The organism is Ignavibacteriota bacterium, from assembly GCA_019637995.1.
Taxonomy (GTDB): Bacteria; Bacteroidota; Ignavibacteria; order Kapaibacteriales; family UBA2268; genus JANJTB01.
The window spans coordinates 216,900-235,232 of record JAHBUQ010000002.1 but is presented as its reverse complement, the minus strand read 5'-3'; the positions used below and the strand labels follow the sequence as shown (position 1 = coordinate 235,232).

9 protein-coding genes and 1 tRNA gene are annotated in these 18,333 nt (G+C 36.8%); 7 read left to right on the top strand and 3 right to left on the bottom strand.

Going from position 1 to position 18,333, the window contains the following annotated elements; genetic code table 11:
* Positions 1 to 89 precede the first annotated feature (89 nt).
* Positions 90 to 1,238: a beta-lactamase family protein gene (locus KF896_06990; GenBank protein MBX3043444.1), complete on the bottom strand. Its 1,149-nt coding sequence runs from the start codon at positions 1,236 to 1,238 to the stop codon at positions 90 to 92.
* A 134-nt stretch (positions 1,239 to 1,372) separates the two neighbouring features.
* Here KF896_06990 and tsaE point away from each other — a divergent pair, with 134 nt between their 5' ends.
* The 3 genes from tsaE to KF896_06975 all read left to right on the top strand — a co-directional run bounded on the left by tsaE (position 1,373) and on the right by KF896_06975 (position 2,249).
* Complete coding sequence (gene tsaE, locus KF896_06985; GenBank protein ID MBX3043443.1) at positions 1,373 to 1,813, top strand: tRNA (adenosine(37)-N6)-threonylcarbamoyltransferase complex ATPase subunit type 1 TsaE; 441 nt, start codon at positions 1,373 to 1,375, stop codon at positions 1,811 to 1,813.
* An 83-nt stretch (positions 1,814 to 1,896) separates the two neighbouring features.
* A complete protein-coding gene (rpsT, locus tag KF896_06980; GenBank protein MBX3043442.1) occupies positions 1,897 to 2,169 on the top strand; it encodes a 30S ribosomal protein S20 in 273 nt (90 codons plus the stop codon).
* Between the two features lie 6 nt (positions 2,170 to 2,175).
* Positions 2,176 to 2,249: transfer RNA gene (locus KF896_06975), tRNA-Arg, on the top strand.
* Between the two features lie 46 nt (positions 2,250 to 2,295).
* On the opposite strand, the gene KF896_06970 is transcribed toward KF896_06975, so the two are convergent.
* Together KF896_06970 and KF896_06965 are read right to left on the bottom strand one after the other, a co-directional pair.
* On the bottom strand, positions 2,296 to 3,462 hold the full coding sequence (locus KF896_06970) for a glycosyltransferase (protein ID MBX3043441.1): 1,167 nt from the start codon (positions 3,460 to 3,462) through the stop codon (positions 2,296 to 2,298).
* Between the two features lie 5 nt (positions 3,463 to 3,467).
* Complete coding sequence (locus KF896_06965; GenBank protein MBX3043440.1) at positions 3,468 to 4,586, bottom strand: glycosyltransferase; 1,119 nt, start codon at positions 4,584 to 4,586, stop codon at positions 3,468 to 3,470.
* 89 nt (positions 4,587 to 4,675) lie between these two features.
* Between KF896_06965 and KF896_06960 the strand changes: the two genes are divergently transcribed.
* The 4 genes from KF896_06960 (at position 4,676) to KF896_06945 (ending at position 18,259) form a co-directional block, all read left to right on the top strand.
* On the top strand, positions 4,676 to 6,019 hold the full coding sequence (locus tag KF896_06960; GenBank protein ID MBX3043439.1) for an MATE family efflux transporter: 1,344 nt from the start codon (positions 4,676 to 4,678) through the stop codon (positions 6,017 to 6,019).
* A 223-nt stretch (positions 6,020 to 6,242) separates the two neighbouring features.
* Positions 6,243 to 11,132, top strand: a complete 4,890-nt coding sequence (locus KF896_06955) for a T9SS type A sorting domain-containing protein (protein ID MBX3043438.1) — start codon at positions 6,243 to 6,245, stop codon at positions 11,130 to 11,132.
* Positions 11,133 to 11,507: 375 nt separating this feature from the next.
* Positions 11,508 to 13,199, top strand: a complete 1,692-nt coding sequence (locus KF896_06950) for a short-chain dehydrogenase (GenBank protein ID MBX3043437.1) — start codon at positions 11,508 to 11,510, stop codon at positions 13,197 to 13,199.
* Positions 13,200 to 13,258: 59 nt separating this feature from the next.
* Positions 13,259 to 18,259 (top strand): T9SS type A sorting domain-containing protein, encoded by a 5,001-nt coding sequence (locus tag KF896_06945; protein MBX3043436.1) that lies wholly within the window; start codon positions 13,259 to 13,261, stop codon positions 18,257 to 18,259.
* Positions 18,260 to 18,333: the final 74 nt, after the last annotated feature.

The window sequence follows — 18,333 nt, the reverse complement described above, 5'->3', positions numbered from 1 at the left end:
ATAGTTTCTCCAAATTGCAAATTTAAAATATCTATAACGCATTTTTTGTTTGAAAAGTTACAAGGACAAATAATAATATATTCATATATTTAATTATATTTAACCCCGGGAATGATTAGTTCGGCAATTCTAATAAATAGTGCTGAATTATCATTTGGTGAATTTGTTGTTATCAGAATCGTTATTCCTTTTGAAGGCAAATGATATAAGTGTGTATAAAATCCGTTTATCGAACCTGTGTATCCGATGAAAGGTCCAATTTGCATCATTCCGGAACCCATAAAAAGCTTGTATTGAGAATCGTTTTGCATTACTTCAAATTTTTTCATAATAGCAAGCGACTCTTGGGATATTAAACGTCCGGAGGTGAATGCCTCAGCCCATTTCATCAAATCCCGAGTATCTGAAATTATATTTGCACTTCCCCAAGCCCACGAATAATTATATTTATCTGTAACATCCTCAAGATTATTGAACTCGTCGAATTCATAACCTCTTGCGTGAGTTCTTCCCAAGAAATCAGATTCAGAGTTGAAAAATGTATCACTAAGTCCTAAAGGCTCGATAATGTTTTTTTTGAGTTCATCCTCCAAACTGTTGCCTGTAGCTTTTTCGATAATCACACCCAAAACAAAATAATTTGAAAGTGCAAAATGTAATTTTTGCCCGGGGTATGATAGAGGCATAGCGTTGAATGTAAAATTTAGTAACTGCTCCTGAGAAAATTTTCTTTTGGGATTTTCAGTTAAATAGTAATTGATAGAGTCTGTGTAATCGGGCAAACCTGATTTCATTGACAGAAGGTGTCTGATTGTCAAAATACTTCCGCTGTGAGGCACCTGAAGGTACTTATTTATCGGGTCATCAAGTCCAAGAGTACCTTGCTCAACTAATTTAAAAACTAATGTTGAGATGAAGGTATGCGTCAGACCTCCAATGCGGAATAAATCACCTCTGAATAATGGCTGATTGCTTGCAATATCAGATTTTCCAAATGCTTTCAGGTAGCTGAAATTATTGTCAGGATTTGTAGCACCTATTAATACGCCAGGAACAGATTTGTTGACATTATTGATGACAATTCGGCTTATAAGCGAGTCACCAATATTATCAAGGATTGCTGAGGTTTTTTCATTTGCGACATGATCGGTAGGTTTTGTGCCGTTATCGCATGATACTAAAATTATGGTGATCAGATATACTGATAAAAATATAGGTTTCAAAGTCAGAAATTTCATAAATTTGCTTAATTGGTTTAATCTAAAGATTCAAAAGTAATACAAAATGAATAACAGAAAAAATTTCTATATATAAAAACGTTTGATTACTTTTGCTATTTGAATTATTACAAAATGAATTTTAGGTGTAAATCGTGGATAAAATTATTACCGGTTCAGAGAATGAGACAATTTTAGCAGGAATAAACTTTGCAAGGGGACTAAATCAGGGTAACATTATTGCCCTAACAGGCGAGCTTGGAGCAGGAAAAACGGAATTTGTAAAAGGTATTTGTGAGTTTTACGGGGTTGAGGAAATAGTTACAAGTCCTACTTTTACAATTATTAACAGTTACGAAGGTTTTAAATCTTCCGGTTCTTTTATGATTTACCATATTGACCTTTACAGAATTAATGACCAACAAGAATTGAAGGAGATTGGCTTTGAGGAATGTTTGTCTGATGATACAAGTATCAAATTGATAGAGTGGGCAGAAAAAGCTGAGGATAGATTGCGCGAAATTGATTACCTTATTGAGATAAAAACAGATGAGTATGATGAAAATAAAAGAGAAATCTTGATAAAAAAATGCTAAAATGAAAAAAATATTTTGTCAACAAAAATTTTAGTATTATTTTTGTAGTTCTATTTGTGTAATGATTATATTTTTGGATAAAAATGGCGCATCATAAGTCAGCATTAAAAAGAATGAGACAGTCACGTAAACGCCGTCTCTACAACAGACTGAACAAAAAAACTGCTAAATTTGCAATTAGAGCAGTACGCGAAGCTACTACTTTTGAAGAGGCTATGGAAAAATTCAGATTAGCTACGAAGGTTCTTGATAGAATCAGCGCTAAGAATGTTATCCATAAAAACACAGCCGCTAACAAAAAGTCGTCATTAGCTAAACATGTAAATAAATTAAAGTTTGCGGGTCAGACAGCGTAAATATCTGCGCCCTTAGCTCAATTGGATAGAGTATCTGACTACGGATCAGAAGGTTAGAGGTTCGACTCCTCTAGGGCGTACAAACTTTTAAAGCATAAATTTGAGTTATGATGTGATCATCATAACTCATTTTTTTTTGAAATTATCTAATTTCCCAAGTTTCTGCAGTATTTCGGCTTTCCTGATAAGTGCATGTTGGTATTTATCAATATATTTAAGTGCCTCGTGCGCCCAGTCAAATGCTGATTTCATATCTCCCAAAAATTCTTCAACACGTGAAAGCAGTAACGCTGTATTTGCAGATAAGTATTTTGTAAGATTACCACATTTCAGAGCGTTTTCAAGAATTTCCTTGCATTCGGAGTATCTTTTCATTTGGTATAAAGTATTGCCAAGCTGATACCATGTGTAGCCGTTGTATGGTTCATTTTGAATGTCATCGGTTAAAGTTTTGATGTGTTTGTTCAGTTTGACCTTAAGATCGCTACTTGATATTGCATAACCTTCATGAACAATAACAATCGGGGAATCACTTAGTTCATAGCCTCTTTCGATAAATGAAGGAGAGATTTGTTCGTGAACTTTTCCGAAAAAGTGTAAAACCGGATACCCGATGTTTCTGAAAAGACGTGGATAATTTCCATTGTAAATTCCTTCAGTTCCGTCATCCATGATATAATTACTGTTAATTTCACAGATTAGACCACCTGTTTCTTCTGATGCCTCGAGAATTGTTTTTCTGATAAGATTTTTACTTTCTTCAGTTATTCTTTCATCTGCATCAAGATATAGTATCCATTTAGATGTTGCATGCTTAATAGAGATGTTTCTTGCTGCCGAATAGTCATTTATCCAGTCAAAATAATAAACTTTTGCTCCCAGTTGTTTTGCGGTTTCGATTGTATTATCAGTTGAACCTGTATCAACTACAATAATTTCATCAGCGACATTTTTTATACTTGCTATAGATTTTGGAAGAGAATTCTCTTCATTTTTTACAATATAAGCAACAGTCAATAATTTTTCGGAAATACTTGAATTATTGATTATTTCAAAAATTTCATTTTTAATTATTTCAATTTTCGGAGATTTGATAATTTTCGCTGCTTCGTTGGCAAGATATAATGCTTTATGCTGGTTACCCATTTTTATTTCGCACTCAGCAATAGAAATTATAGCGTCAGGGTTATTGTTATCCGCTCTGAAGCATTCAATCAGAATGTCTTTAGCATCGTTGTAATTACCATTTAATATAAGTTCTCTGCCTTTTTCTATATAGGTATTAATATTCATAATATTCAACTTTTTTTATTAAAAACTTGTCCTTTCCAAACGATTTTGCTGTCAATCAGAAGAGGTGGTACAATCAGTTCCATAAGCATAAAGAAACCGATTGCCGGCAAAATCCACGAATTAACATGATTTTGTCTTAGAATATTCATTGCCGGTTTAATTACAATATAATCGCCAATTACTCGGGCAAAAAGTACAGCTAATATCCAAAGTGGATTGAACGCAACTATTCCGACAATAAGCCCTGCCCATACTGCAAGAGATGTCAAAGGAAATATGACCGCATTAATTCCAAGGTCAAGCCCGCCGACAGCCCATCGTTTGTGTTGAGATATATACTCTTTAATATTTAAACAAGGAAGAGTCGTCACTGAAGCATTGTAATCACAGACATAATTTACTTTGTGTCCTGCTTTGAAAACAGCTTTCAGCAAAGCTAAATCCTCTGTTACTGAGAATTTTATTTTTGGATAACCACCTAATTCATCATAAACTGTTTTTCGTATCGAAAGATTATTGCCATAACATCCTAAAGGATTATTGAGTCCGATTCCTGCACTTGCCATGGTGTGCATATAGAGCCATTCGACAGCTTGAATTTTGTCAAAGTACCGCTCACCATCAATTAATGTATAAGAAGGAACAAGTCCGATTTTTTCATCATTAAACTTATCGGAAATAGTCCTAATCCAATTTGGATTTACTGTACAATCAGCATCTGTCATCATAATTATTTCACCTTTGGATTGCTTAATCCCGAAGTGTAATGCGCCCGGTTTACCTTTCAAATTACCTTTGTCAATATCGCTTTTTATATGAAGTACTTTTAGATTAGTTATTTCGGAGGCAAGTATATCGAGTATTTCGCCTGTTTTATCTTCAGACCTGTCATTAATTGCAATAATTTCAAATTTATCAAGAGGGTAATTGCATTTGGACAGGTTCCGGATGCAGGATTCAATTTTATCTTCTTCATTTCTTGCAGGCACAATAACGGAAACAGTTTTGATATTATCGGCTACAGATTTTTTTAAGACTTTCGAGCGCTCTAAAGAGCTGCCTATAAACATCACAAGTGCTCTGAGAGTAAAAATGACAACTGAAACGACGATTATCCAGACCATAAAAATCACATCCTAAAAAGAAAGACATTCGAAATCCGTGATACTAATCTTTACTAAGTCGAATTTAGAAAATTTTAATTTGAAAGTAAGTGAAACAAATTGATTTATTGAATGGACCTATAGATTCTACTCTTATAAAGTTTGCGACTCCATTGGCAATCAGCTTTATAGTTAATTTGTTGTATGCCTGGATTGATTTGTATTTTGTGAGCCGCTTAGGTGCTTCAGCAGTAGCTGCATTGGGTATCAGCGAAAGAATATGGTTCTTTACATTTGCTGTTGGCAGTGGCTTTGCTGTTGGCAGCGGTATAATAATAGCCAGAAGAATTGGTGAGAATAAATCATCCACTGCTGCAGGAACTGCAATTCAATCTGTTTTAATTATGTTTTTTCTTGGAATTATTTTAGCTGGCGTACTTCATTTATTTTTGAATGAAATTCAAACTCTTCTTGGTATCAAAGGCAAGGTAAAAGAACTTTCGGCTTATTATTTCAGTTCATTAATATGGGGTGTTCCTTTTAATTTTTTAATTTTCCAGATAAATGCTATCATTCGTTCATCGGGAAATTCTAAGTATCCAATGTTCATTTTACTATTGTCAAATGCTGTAAATATTATACTGACGCCGATTTTCATTTTTGGTTACGGACCAATTGAGGCAATGGGTATTTTTGGGGCTGGTTTGGGAACTTCTATGTCCTATGGATTTGCTTCAATTTTTGGATTGTATATAATGTTTTTCAAAAGCAAGACATTTAGATTCAATTTAAAATACTTTAAGTTCGAGAAAGAAGTGTTGATAAAAATTGCAAAACTTGGAATCCCTGCATCGCTTCAGCTGATTGCCGTAAGTATAACAAGTATGGGACTTGCTGCTAATGCAAATATTTTCGGAACAGAGATATTGAGTACTTATATTATTGGTTTAAGAGTTGATTTATTAGTATCAATGTCAATATTTGCTTATGGTGCATCAATTGAGATTATAGCCGGTCAGAATATGGGAGCAGGCAAAATAGACAGGATTTTTCTATATCAAAAGGCTGCAATAAAACAACTTACAATACTTCTAAGTATATTTGGAATTGTAGTATTTGTTTACGGAAAATATTTAGGAAAATTTTTTACTGATGATGTTGTAATAATCAGGGAAGTTTCAATATATCTGAGATTTGCTGTTTTTGGATATATCCCGTTTGCAATCGGAATAATTGCTATCAGAATAATAAGCGGTGCCGGAGACTATATAAGAAGTTTAAAAATCGTATTTGTTAGCTTAATATTAATACAATTGCCGGGTGCATATTTATTTTCCAAGTTTTTTTCTACTCATATCGCAATTTGGGGCATGATTTTTGTATCAATGTCATTTTTTTCTATATACGGCTATCTACAAGTAAAACAAAGAGCTTGGATAAAAATTCGTCTATGATTTTGAAAAAAAATAAAAAAAAATGCATTTTTTTTTGATTTTCATGCGATTTTTTTTAATTTCATGTGTTACTGTAATTGAGAAAGGTGCAATTTTAAAAAAATATGATGAAGTTTGAGTTAAAATTGCTATATTGCATAGATGAAAGTGTCAAATTTGAAAAATATTATAAAGAAATGTTTTATTAACGATTTTGTTTAATTAATTTATTTAGGGGTTTTAAATGAAAAAGCTTTTACTCCTTATAGCTCTGATGATAGGTCTCGTACTTAGCGTCGCTTATACTAAAGATAAGAATGACGACGATGATGAGCTTTTAAGAAGAAGCCAGTTGCAGGAGCCGCCAACATTTAACGCAGGAAGTACAAGTTTCCCAAGAAACTTTGCACCGACAGCTCAATGGCAGGATCCTTTTAATGCTGCAGTATCAACCGGTTACTACTGGATTGACAACACTGAAGTATTAAGCGAGCAATTGTTTCCAAATATGCGTCCGGCAATCGGAAGGGCAGATACTTTCTATCAGCCTGAATTGTGGCGTAAGATTACACCCGGTCCTCGTATGCTTCCAAAAACATACTGGGAACAAAACAAAGAAGAAGGACTTGCATTTTTCCGCCAACCAGCTGATCCAGACTTCTGGACAAGTCCCACAGACTCAACTGATGATGCTATTGCCGGTCCGATTCCACTTGGTATCCGTGGTGGCTTTTACTTTAACGGATTACGTTATGACTCTTTTTATGTGTCAACCAATGGCGTAATAGCACTTACAAACAGAAGATATTTTTACGATGCAAATGGCAACAGAGTAATTCCTCCGGGAGCAACAAACTGCTACGACCCAATGTCTATGGACTGGTTTGCAGGTGGCGTTCGCGGGCGTGATACTCTTTGGATAAGAACCTGGAACGGACTTCAGGATTCTATTAACCCTAATACAAGTCAGAGAATAGCTGACAGAGACGGTAACGGAAATATTCAATACAAAAATGGTCTTAATGACCCCGTTCCTGATAACTTCGGTTATCAATTCTCAGTTTTAGGCGGTAATCCTCTTAATATTACTCAACAACCAGGCGCCTTAAGCGGTATTCGTGCACGTGGAGGTGATATTATGACTGCAATCCCTCTTACCAGCAAGTCTGCTGTAATTGCTCCATTCTGGGGTGATATGATTCTTTCTCAGTATGACCCTGAAACAAAACAAAGAGACGAGCATGGTATGGTTCATTACAAGAGAACTTATACTAATGACTCTTTAATCGTCGCTTTTTTCAGAATTCAGCCTAAAGGTGCTTTGGCTACAACTCAAGGTACTATCAATATTGATCCTGATTCAAGACCTGCCAGAACAAATTATGTAACTGCTGATGCTCACGTGGTTCTTTCCGGTGTAGACTCAAGTATTACAATTCATTATACCAGAATAGCTGACAGGTTTACACATAATGGCAATAATCCTCTTGGAAGACCTGTAGTTGGGCACGTTGTATTCAGATACAACTCTGTAGCAGGTGTTCGCGGTTTTGCCCGTCACGTAAATTACGGCAAGGGCGGACTTATTGCGGGACAGCCTTGGGCAGGTGAATATCCACAAGCTACTACATGGTTCCAGTCTTATAGAGTAAACAATCCTAATGTGGAATATCCTCAGTCCGGTTCTGTTGTTAAATTCAAACAGTGGCAGAATACACTTCGCGTTCATGAAATTGCATACCGCGTAAGAAGTAAAGATCCAGCTGCTTCAAATCCAACAGCATTTGTTACAACCATTCCTGCTGCTGAAGTAGCTGATTACGAACTTTTGGCAGGTCACGAAAGACTTGGTGCAATTCAGCCTGTTGTTCTAATTCAGAACTTAACAAATGAAATCCAAGGTACTTCAGGTATCAACTTTGTTAAACAAGACCTTACTTTCCGTGGACGTTTCCAGATTAGAAATACAATTTCTAACAGAATCATTTACAACCGTCTTGTACCTGTTGATGCACTATGTATGGGCTTATCTGACGATCCTGAAGATGCTCAGAAATGTAATGGTGACCCTTCTGTTAAAGTCAGACTTGCTAACTTCAATGGTACTACTTTAAATATTTTCAATAATTTCCAGCAAACAGGTTTCAATGGTGTACCTCCGTACTATTTTGTACAGATTCAATTCCCACCATTTGAGCCAAATGAATTTATTGATAACCACATCGGAAGAATGCGTTCATTCGTAATCGCTGAGCCTGTAAATCCTGCTTCAGGTGAAAGACTCCGCGATAACTGGCCCTTCGATGATACTTCAAAGATTACTCTATTTGTAATGAGAAGATATTATGACGAACATCCAATCCCTGCTTTCAGACAGTTTGAAGATGATGGCTCAGAATGGCATGTTGATACTGAATCAGGTGATAATATTCCTTCAGCTTGGAAATGGGTTAGTATTAATACTGAAATGGTTTCCGGTGATGACGTTTCTAAATATCCACTTTCACCACGTGGTCCTGTCAGAAACCAAAATAACGTAATTGATAACGGTATTGGTACTCAGCAGGCAAGAGTCCTTATGTCACCGGTAATTAAGATGAACCGTGTTACAATCGATGGCGGCGAACCACTGCCGAGATATCAGGATAACCGTACTCCAAAACGTGGCGGTGACGAAATTCGTTCATTCCCGATTGACTTACGTGGCAAGCAAAATCCAATTCTTACTCTCTCTATCCAGAGAACAACTCACAGAGATGACTGGGAAAGAGGTTGGAGTGACCAGCTTATGATCGGTCCTGAACCAAGAGTAATGGTTGCAAGTAATCCATTCAATTTGTATGCTCCCGGACAGTCTGTTAGTAATGTTCCTGATGAAATAGTAGTTGAATTTGCTAAACCATCGGATGATGAAATTGACAGAATTACAAACATTAAACTTGAAGACTGGAGACACTTGCCTTACAGAAGAGGTACTAAAGAAGCAGCTCTTTCTAATCAAGCTCCATTAACATTATTTGGTGCCGGTGGTTATATGATTGGTTTCTTAGAAACTGATAAAGACTCTACTCTTGCTCTTCCTGATGCAAATACCGGTAGATTAAACTCACTCAGAGCCAACAGATTTGATGATGGTATTGACTGGGAATATCAGAAATTTGCTATTCCAATTCCTGATACATTTATTTTATGGAAAAATCAAGGTGCTAAGCACTTTAGATTCAGAGTTAAAGTATTAGCTACTAACGATGGTCCAAAATGTATTGGATGTATAGAAGATGATACTGATGATTTCTATGTAGATAATATCAAGATTCTTTACAGAGCTGAAATCACTGACGTTGAAGTAACTTCAGTTAAGGTTTCATGGCCTTATACGATTGTACCTGCATCACAGGCAACTTCAATTCCGATTACAGTGCGTGTTTCTAACAATACTGATATTGAAGCTTCAAATCTTTCTATAAAAGTAAATATCTGGAGAACTAACTCATTCGGTGAAATAATTGACGACGCTCCAATTTACTGCCGTACTCAAACTATTTCAAACCTTGTTAGAAGAGGAACGCTCGATCAGCTAATGCCTTCATGGAATGCAAGAAAGAGCTTACGTGATAGTATTGGATATTTCAGACTAATTGCTAATGTATTTATGAACGAACCAGACCTTGTACCAAGAAACGATACTACATATTCTGACTTTATTTTAAGAGTAGGACGTGTATTTGCTTACGACCCACCTGATGCTGAGCCATCAAACTCAGGTATGCTTGGTGCAAATGGTCTTAACTTCTTACTTCCACAGCTTCCTTCCGGTCAACCACGTTCAGGTCCTGCATGGGACGGCGTACTTGATACAAGAGGTGCTGTAGGCGGTTCCGGTTCCGGTGCTGTAGCTGTTAAGTTTAACCTTCTTAATTCTGACACACTTCGCGGCTTCTCTGTTCTTTGGGCTCCGATGAATCAGGCTGCAGATCAGATTACTATGTCACTTTACACTGATGGTGACAGACTACCTTTGACTAATAACCTCAGACTCAGAACTATCACAACACGTGGCGGTGCTAATTTCCAGAATATCTATGGAAGATATGTTGATTATATATTTAACACTCCACAGGTTCTTGAGAGAGGTACATACTGGATTTCAATTTCTCAGGATGGTGAAACAGGTATGGAACTCGGCGCTGCATCGTCAAGAGGCGGTATGAGAACTCTGAATACTTACGTTTCTCCTGCAGGTGTTTGGGGTGAAGCGGGTACTACATTATCACTTGATAAAAACTTCCGTAAAGTACAGGGTGGTAACTTTATTAATGACAACTTCTTCGCATTCCAGAACGTATCAGGTGCATTAGGCTGGGTAGAGTTTACTCCTTCTTCAGGTAATATTGGATTTGGTCACCTTAACCATTATGGTGCTCCCGTTGACCCTGCTACTCAAACTATGTCACGCGGTTTCTGGGTTCCTATGATTCGTCCTTACTTCGGTCCTAAAGGATTTGGCGAAGCAGCTGATGAATTCCAATGGTGTCCGGATGATATTCCTGTTGAGCTTTATACTTTTACAGGAAGTGTACGCACAAGCGGTATTGACCTATACTGGGAAACTGCATCAGAAATCAACAATTACGGATTCTTTGTTGAAAGAAGAATTGCTGAGAGCGATGAAGAGTTTAAACAAATCGGTTTCGTAGCCGGTGTTGGAAACTCAAATACTATCAGCCGTTATAATTTCATGGACAAAGACGTTCAGGTTAAAACTACTTATGAATATCGTCTCCGTCAAATGGACAGAGATGGTACTCAGGATTGCTTTACTTCTAACATCGTTACATTGACTTACGATAGGATCGGCGACCTTGTTTTAGAACAAAATCAACCGAATCCTTTCGTAAATCAAACACTAATCAAATTCAATGTTCCTCAGCCTCAGAATGTGAAACTTGATATTGTAGATATGTTTGGTAACGTGGTTAGAGTACTTGCTAATGAATCTATGTCTGCAAAAGAACATTCAGTTATCTTTGATGGTAATGACAGCTATGGCAACGCACTTCCAAGTGGAAGCTATATCTACAGACTTACTTCAGAGGGTGACATTCTGACAGGCAAGATGAGTATTGTTCGCTAAATTTATGTTTAGCATAATAATACATATTTCATAATGAATATTCAGCCCTTTACCAAAGGTAAGGGGCTGACTTATTCAAAAAATAGTTTTAAATCTTTATGTAAAATAATATATTAGTAAAAAATATTATATAAATTAAATAAAAGAATTTTTATTTGTTGTTATGAAATTGTATTTTTGAATTCTGTAATTAATTCAAAAGTATTTTTTTACATTAAGATTTAATTTAAATGTTGTAAATGAAGATAAATATTTATAGACTATGACAAAAATTATGTTAAATACGATATATTAAAAGTAACTTTATGTTGTATAAAAATAAATTTAAAAAGTTATAAATGCAAATTTTGACAAAGTATAATACGGGTTATTAGAATGGAAATTAAAGGATCAAAAATTCTTGTATTAGGCGGTTGGGGCTTGGTTGGCTCAGCTATTTGCCGTAAATTGATGGAACACAACCCATCACAATTGATTATTTCATCACTTAAAGAATCTGAAGCTTTAGATGCGGTTGAGCAGATGAAATCTGAGTATCCGGATGCAAATCCGGAAATGTTTGTTCCAAAATGGGGCAATATTTTTACAAGAACTGACTGGAAAGATCTTGATTTCCGCGATGTACTTACGACTCAGGATAAAAGAAAAATACATATCAAAGATATTTTTTACGAATTATCAGATGATGTCGTAAAAAATTCAGCATTATATAAATTAATCGTTGACACAAAACCGGATTTGGTAATTGATTGTATCAATACAGCTACTGCGATTGCTTATCTGAATATTTACAGTACTGTTATAAATGCAATCAAAAGAATTGAAGACAGCAATTTAGATGAAGCACTTGTTGAGCAAATTATTGCAAGCTCATATATACCTCAGCTAATTCGCCATATACAATTACTATATACAGGATTGCAGGAAGCCGGTACCAGAATGTACTTCAAAATCGGTACAAGTGGAACAGGTGGTATGGGATTCAATATACCTTATACACACAGTGAGGAAAGGCCTTCAAGAGTTCTTCTCTCAAAGAATGCTGTAGCCGGTGCCCAAACATTACTTCTTTACATTTTAGCACGTACTCCGGGCGGACCTGTTGTTAAAGAAATTAAACCAACTGCTGCTATAGCCTGGAAGAAAATTGCTTACGGCGATGTTAAGAGAAGAGGTCAGGCTATTGAGCTTGTTGATATGCCTTTTGAATCTGCTAAACCGATAGATGGATATTTACATTTTGATGATAAAAGCGGTGTGTCTGAAACCGGCGATACTTTCAAATCTGTGTATATTGACACAGGTGAAAATGGTATTTTTTCACGTGGTGAGTTTCAAGCTATAAGCTCTCTTGGGCAAATGGAAATTATTACTCCTGAAGAAATTGCTGATTATTTAGTATTTGAAGTACTTGGTGGTAACACCGGTAAAGATGTAATTCAGGGATTGGATGCATTTACTATGGGACCAACATATCGCGGTGGTATGCTAAGAAATGTTGCTATGAATAAATTAGATGAACTCGAACATGAGCATGGAGTAAATAGTGTTGCTTTCGAGCTACTGGGACCTCCGCGTCTATCTAAATTGCTTTATGAAGCATATCTGCTCAAACGAATTTGCGGTGCTATGAATAAAGTGTCAGATTTATCGGCTGAAGAATTATCAGAAAAAGCAGAAGAAATTCTAAAATCTGATAATCAGTTAAGACAACAGATTTTATCTATCGGTATTGCTGTTATGATGAAAGATGGAAAGAATTATCTAAGAGGCAAGGATATTAAAATACCTGTCAGACGCGGTGACGATAAACTTGAAATGACTGAAGAAAATGTAAATCAATGGTGCTATGACGGCTGGATTGATTTGCGTAAACAAAATTTTGTAGTTTGGAAAAAGCGAATTGAAGACATTATGAATCATTCAAATTCACTTCCAAATGATGATACAAGTTCCAGATTTACATATACAAATGATTTCTGGGATAAGTTTGAAAATATTGATGAAGGAAAAGTAGTTAGCTGGATATTTGAGTTTGAAGATAAAGGCTGGCGTTTCAAACGATAAAATTAGAATAAAATGATTAAAAGTAATATATGTTTTACAAATTTATTGGGGTTTTTTAAATGAAGAATCTCTTACTGCTTATAGCTTTGAGTTTCGGCTTGGTTGTCAGCACCTCATTTGGTAAAGACAAAGAACCAACCGAGGACGAGCTATTAAGAAAAAGTCAGTTGTCAGAGCCGGCAATATTCAATTCCGGTTCTACAAGCTTCCCGAGAAACTTCACTCCAACTTCAGCTTGGGCTTCTCCGCAAAATGCGGCAGTATCAACAGGCTATTATTGGATTGATGACAGGGAAACGTTAGACCCAATTCTTTTTCCTGATATGAGACCTTCTCCATCAAAGATTGATACCGGATATCAACCTGAATTGTGGAGAAAAATCGTTGCAGGACCTAGAGTTTTAACTAAAACTTATTGGGAAAATAACCGTCAGGAAGGATGGGCGTTCTTCCGTCAGCCCGCTGATGGCGATTCAGAAGGTTCATTTTGGGACAATCCTATTGACTCAACTGACGAGGCTATTGCCGGTCCTATTCCCCTGGGTATTCAGGGAGGATTTTATTTCAATGGTATCAGGTATGACTCGTTCTATGTTTCAACCAACGGTCTTATAGCATTGACTAACAGAAGATATTTTTATGATGCTAATGGACAAAGAGTAATTCCAACCGGTGCTGAAAGTGCTTATGATCCAATGTCAATGGATTGGTTTGCAGGTGGTTTCCGTGGAAGAGATACTCTATGGTTACGTAACTGGCTTAATACTCAAGACTCAATTAATCCAAATACTCAACAAAGAATTGTTGTTCGCGATGAAAATGGTAACGTGCTTTTCAAAAATGGTTTGACTGACCCAATTCCTGATAATTTTGGATATCAGTTTTCAGTTTTAGGTGCAAGTCCTGTTTCAATAGGTTTTGACCGTACAGTCCCTACTAATGGTATACGTGCTCGTGGTGGTGATATGATAACAGGTATTGACCAAAATAGCAAAACAGCAATGATTGCTCCATTTTGGGGCGATATGATGCTTTCCCAATATAACCCTACTACTAAAAATCGTCAGGAACACGGTAAAGTATGGTATAAGAGAACTGCATCACGCGACTCATTAATAGTTGCTATATATAATATTCAACCAAAAGGTAATCTTGTAGCAGCTTTAAATGCAGGTGCACCTATTATGGCGACTGTTCCTGCTGATGCAAGACCGGGTGACCCAACTTATGCAACTGCGGATGCTCACGTTGTTCTTTCTGCTGTTGACTCAAGTATAACAATTCATTATACTAGGATAACTGACAGCGTTGAATATCTTGATCCATCAACTGCTATTTATGTTAAAGGTGCAGCTCGTGAATTATTCCGTTATAACACTACTGCCGGTGTGAGAGGTTTTGCTCGTCACGTGAATTTTGGCAAAGGTGGAATTACAAATAATGACCCATGGGCTGGTGAATATATTCAGGCTACTACTTACTGGGACAGATACCGCTCGGATACTTTGAATCCTGAAGTTATGTATCCTACTACTATGTCAGCCGTTAAATTCAAACAATGGAAGAATACTCTTCGTGTACAATCTTTGAATTACCGTGTAAGAAGCAGAGTTCCAAGTTATCCGCAGCCATCTGCTTACGTGTTAGATGTACCTGTGGCTGAAATGGATGACTATGAGCTTCTCGCTGGCCATGACAGACTTGGTCAAATTCAACCATTTGCTATTGTTCAAAATTTATCAAATGAAATTCAAGGACCTGATGGTGTTAATTTTATGCCTCAGGATCATTCATTCAGAGTAAGATTTTTAGTGAGAAACACAGTAACAAACAGAGCGATTTATAATCGTGTTGTTCCTGTGAATGCTAATTGCTTAAGTCTGCCTGAAGCTCAGTCAGCTGATTGTAATGGTGACCAGACTATTAGAGTAAGACTTGTAAGAGGTACACAGATTCTTACTGATAATGATTTCCGCAACTTAGGTTTCCAAGGTGTTCCTGCTTATTATGGAGCACAAGTGCAATTCCCACCATTCGAACCAAACCAGTTTGTTGATGAACATATTGGCAAGATGAGAGCTATGGCAATTGCTGAGCCTGTTTATCCTGCAAACAATGCTTCTTATGAAGACCACTGGCCATTTGATGATACTGTCAAAACAACTATGTTCGTTATGAGAAGATTTTATGACCAAAATCCTGATGCTCGTTTCAGAGTATTTGATGATGATGCGTCGGAATGGTTCATTGATATGGAAACTGGCAAATATATGCCTTCAGTTTGGAAATGGGTGAATATCAACGCTGAAGTAGTTGCCGGAGATCAGGTTTCTAAATATCCTACTCCTCCAAGAGGACCTGCTGTAGCTAAGAATTATGATTTAGGTGTTATTCAGAATCCAGTAGCTTTGGAATCACCAACAATTAGAATGAATCGTCTTCAACTTGATGGTACTGAACCACTTCTGAGATATCAGGATAACAGATCGCCAAGAAGAGGTGGAGATGAAATTCGTTCATTCCCTATTGACCTTCGCGGCAAACAGGGTGCTGTACTTACATTATCTATTCAGAGAACAGCTCACAGAGATAATTGGGTAAGAGGTTACAATGACAGATTGCTCGTTGGACCCGAACCAAGAGTTGTTCAGCAAGGCAATGTTCTTAATCCTTATATCTTTGGTAATAGTGTGAGCCAAACTCCAGACGAATTAGTCGTCGAGTTTGCACGTCCTTCTGATGATGAAATCAATGGAATTACTAATATTCCTCTTGCAAACTGGAGACATCATCCACAAAGGCGTGGAGTTACAGCAGGTGCTATTACAAATATGGCTGCTTTGACGCTTTATGGTGCAGGCGGTTATTTAATTGGATTCCTCGAAAAAAATGATAAAGACTCTGCTTTAGCACTTCCGGGTACGGTTTCTAGCGGTCAGATTAACTCTTTAAGAGCTAATTTGTATGATGATGGTATTGATGTTGAATACAAGAAATTTGCTATTCCTATTCCTGATACTTTCATTGTCTGGAGAAATAATGGTGCTAAACATTTTAGATTCAGAGTAAAAGTTTATGCAATTGACAGTAGAAAATGCGCTACTTGTATCAGAGATGATGCCGATGATTTCTTTGTTGATAATGTAAGACTTCTTTACCGTTCTGAAATTACTGACCTCGAAATTACATCAGTTAAAGTGAACTGGCCCTATACTTTAGCTCCGGCTTCACAGACAACATTTATGCCGCTTACAGTTACAATTTCTAACAATACAGATCTTAATGCAGCCAATTTTGCAGTTAAACTGAAGATATTCAGAGTTGATGAAAATGGTAACTTCCTTGATGATGCTCCTATATATTGTCGTACTCAGACTGTATCAAATCTTACTCCAAGCGGAACTTTAGATCTTACTATGCCTGCTTGGAATGCTCGTAAGAGCCAGACAGATACAATCGCTCATTACAGACTTGTAGCAAACCTTATTGGTTCAGAGCCTGATTTGATTCCTAAGAATGACACTACATGGTCTGATTTCACTTTAAGATTTAGTGATCAGTTTGCTTATGACCCACCGGTAGAAAAAGTAACTAATGATGTTGATGATTTTATCACGCCCGCCGGTAAAGGTCTTAATTTCCTTGTTCCGGTCATTACTGTACCTAATCCAATCCCCGGTTTACCTCCAATTCCGAGAGACTCACCGAGAGCAGGTAGTGGCAATTTAAATTCTACAACCATTTCTAATTTTGACTTTATAAGTGATGCAGTTGGTGCGGTTGGTGGTTCGGGTTCAGGTTCTATTGCTGTTAGATTTAAGCTCCTTAATTCAGATACTTTGAAAGGTTTCAGAATTTACTGGGCTGGTTTGAACAAAGCAGCTAATCAGGTTACTATCAAAGTTCACGAAGGAAATGAATTATTACCAAGTCAAAACCGCATAATTGAATCACTTACAACACGTCGTGGTGGTCCAAACTTTGCAAATATTTACGACCAATATGTAGATTATCCTTTCAATGAACCATTAATACTTGCAAGAGGCGTTTACTGGATATCAGTAGCTCAGGATGGTGAATCAGGATATGAAGTTGGCGTGTCAAAAGCAAGATCAGCTATGCGTACTACGAATGTTTACCAAGATCCTGTAGCTCCTAACTGGTGGGGTGAACAAGGTATTGCTCTTAATCTTGATAAAAACTTCAGAACTATGGTTGATGGCAATTTAGTTAATGATAATGTGTTTGCATTCCAAAATGTAATTAATATCGGCAACTGGATTCCATTCACTCCTGCGATGGGTAATCCTGCATTTGCGCACATGACTCATCATGGTTTCCGTGGATTTGACAATACTACATTTACTTTGACACGTGGTACCTGGATTCCTCACGTAAGACCGATTTTTGGCTATAAGTCATTCGGCGAAAGTGCTGACGAATTCCAGTGGTGTGACCCTTCAGATATAATACCTGTTGAATTATATGTCTTTACTGGTGGTGTTCGCACATCCGGTATTGATTTATACTGGGAAACCGCATCTGAGATTAATAACTACGGCTTCTTTGTTGAAAGAAGGATTGCAGGCAAAAATGAAGAATTCAAGCAAATTGGATTTGTTTCAGGTGTTGGCAATGCTACAACTATTAGCCGTTATAACTTCCTCGATAAAGATGTTACCCCGAAAACAACTTATGAATACCGCCTCCGTCAAATGGACAGAGATGGCAGTCAGGAGTGTTTCACATCTAACATAGTTACTTTAACTTTCGACAGAATTGGTGAAATGACTTTAGAGCCTAATTCACCTAATCCGTTTACTAATCTTACAATGATTAATTTCAACTTACCGGAAGGTCAGAATGTAAAATTAGAAGTGATTGATATGTTCGGTAACGTTGTAAGAATACTCGAAAATGGTTTCTTGGGTGCTAAGAATTATTCATATTCATTCGATGGTCAGGATGCTATGGGTAATCAGCTTCCTACAGGAACTTACATTTACAGACTTTCTGCAGAAAAAGAAATTCTTTCCGGCAAGATGTCTATCGTAAGATAATTCTAAATTATCAAAACATAAAACAAGCCCTTTTCCGTCTAAGAAGAGGGCTTGTTTGTTTTTATACAAAATGA

Coding starts and splice junctions, on each gene's coding strand:
- KF896_06990 (MBX3043444.1), bottom strand. CDS start 1,238: ATGAAATTTCTGACTTTGAAACCTATATTTTTATCAGTATATCTGATC.
- rpsT (MBX3043442.1), top strand. CDS start 1,897: ATGGCGCATCATAAGTCAGCATTAAAAAGAATGAGACAGTCACGTAAA.
- KF896_06970 (MBX3043441.1), bottom strand. CDS start 3,462: ATGAATATTAATACCTATATAGAAAAAGGCAGAGAACTTATATTAAAT.
- KF896_06965 (MBX3043440.1), bottom strand. CDS start 4,586: ATGGTCTGGATAATCGTCGTTTCAGTTGTCATTTTTACTCTCAGAGCA.
- KF896_06955 (MBX3043438.1), top strand. CDS start 6,243: ATGAAAAAGCTTTTACTCCTTATAGCTCTGATGATAGGTCTCGTACTT.
- KF896_06950 (MBX3043437.1), top strand. CDS start 11,508: ATGGAAATTAAAGGATCAAAAATTCTTGTATTAGGCGGTTGGGGCTTG.
- KF896_06945 (MBX3043436.1), top strand. CDS start 13,259: ATGAAGAATCTCTTACTGCTTATAGCTTTGAGTTTCGGCTTGGTTGTC.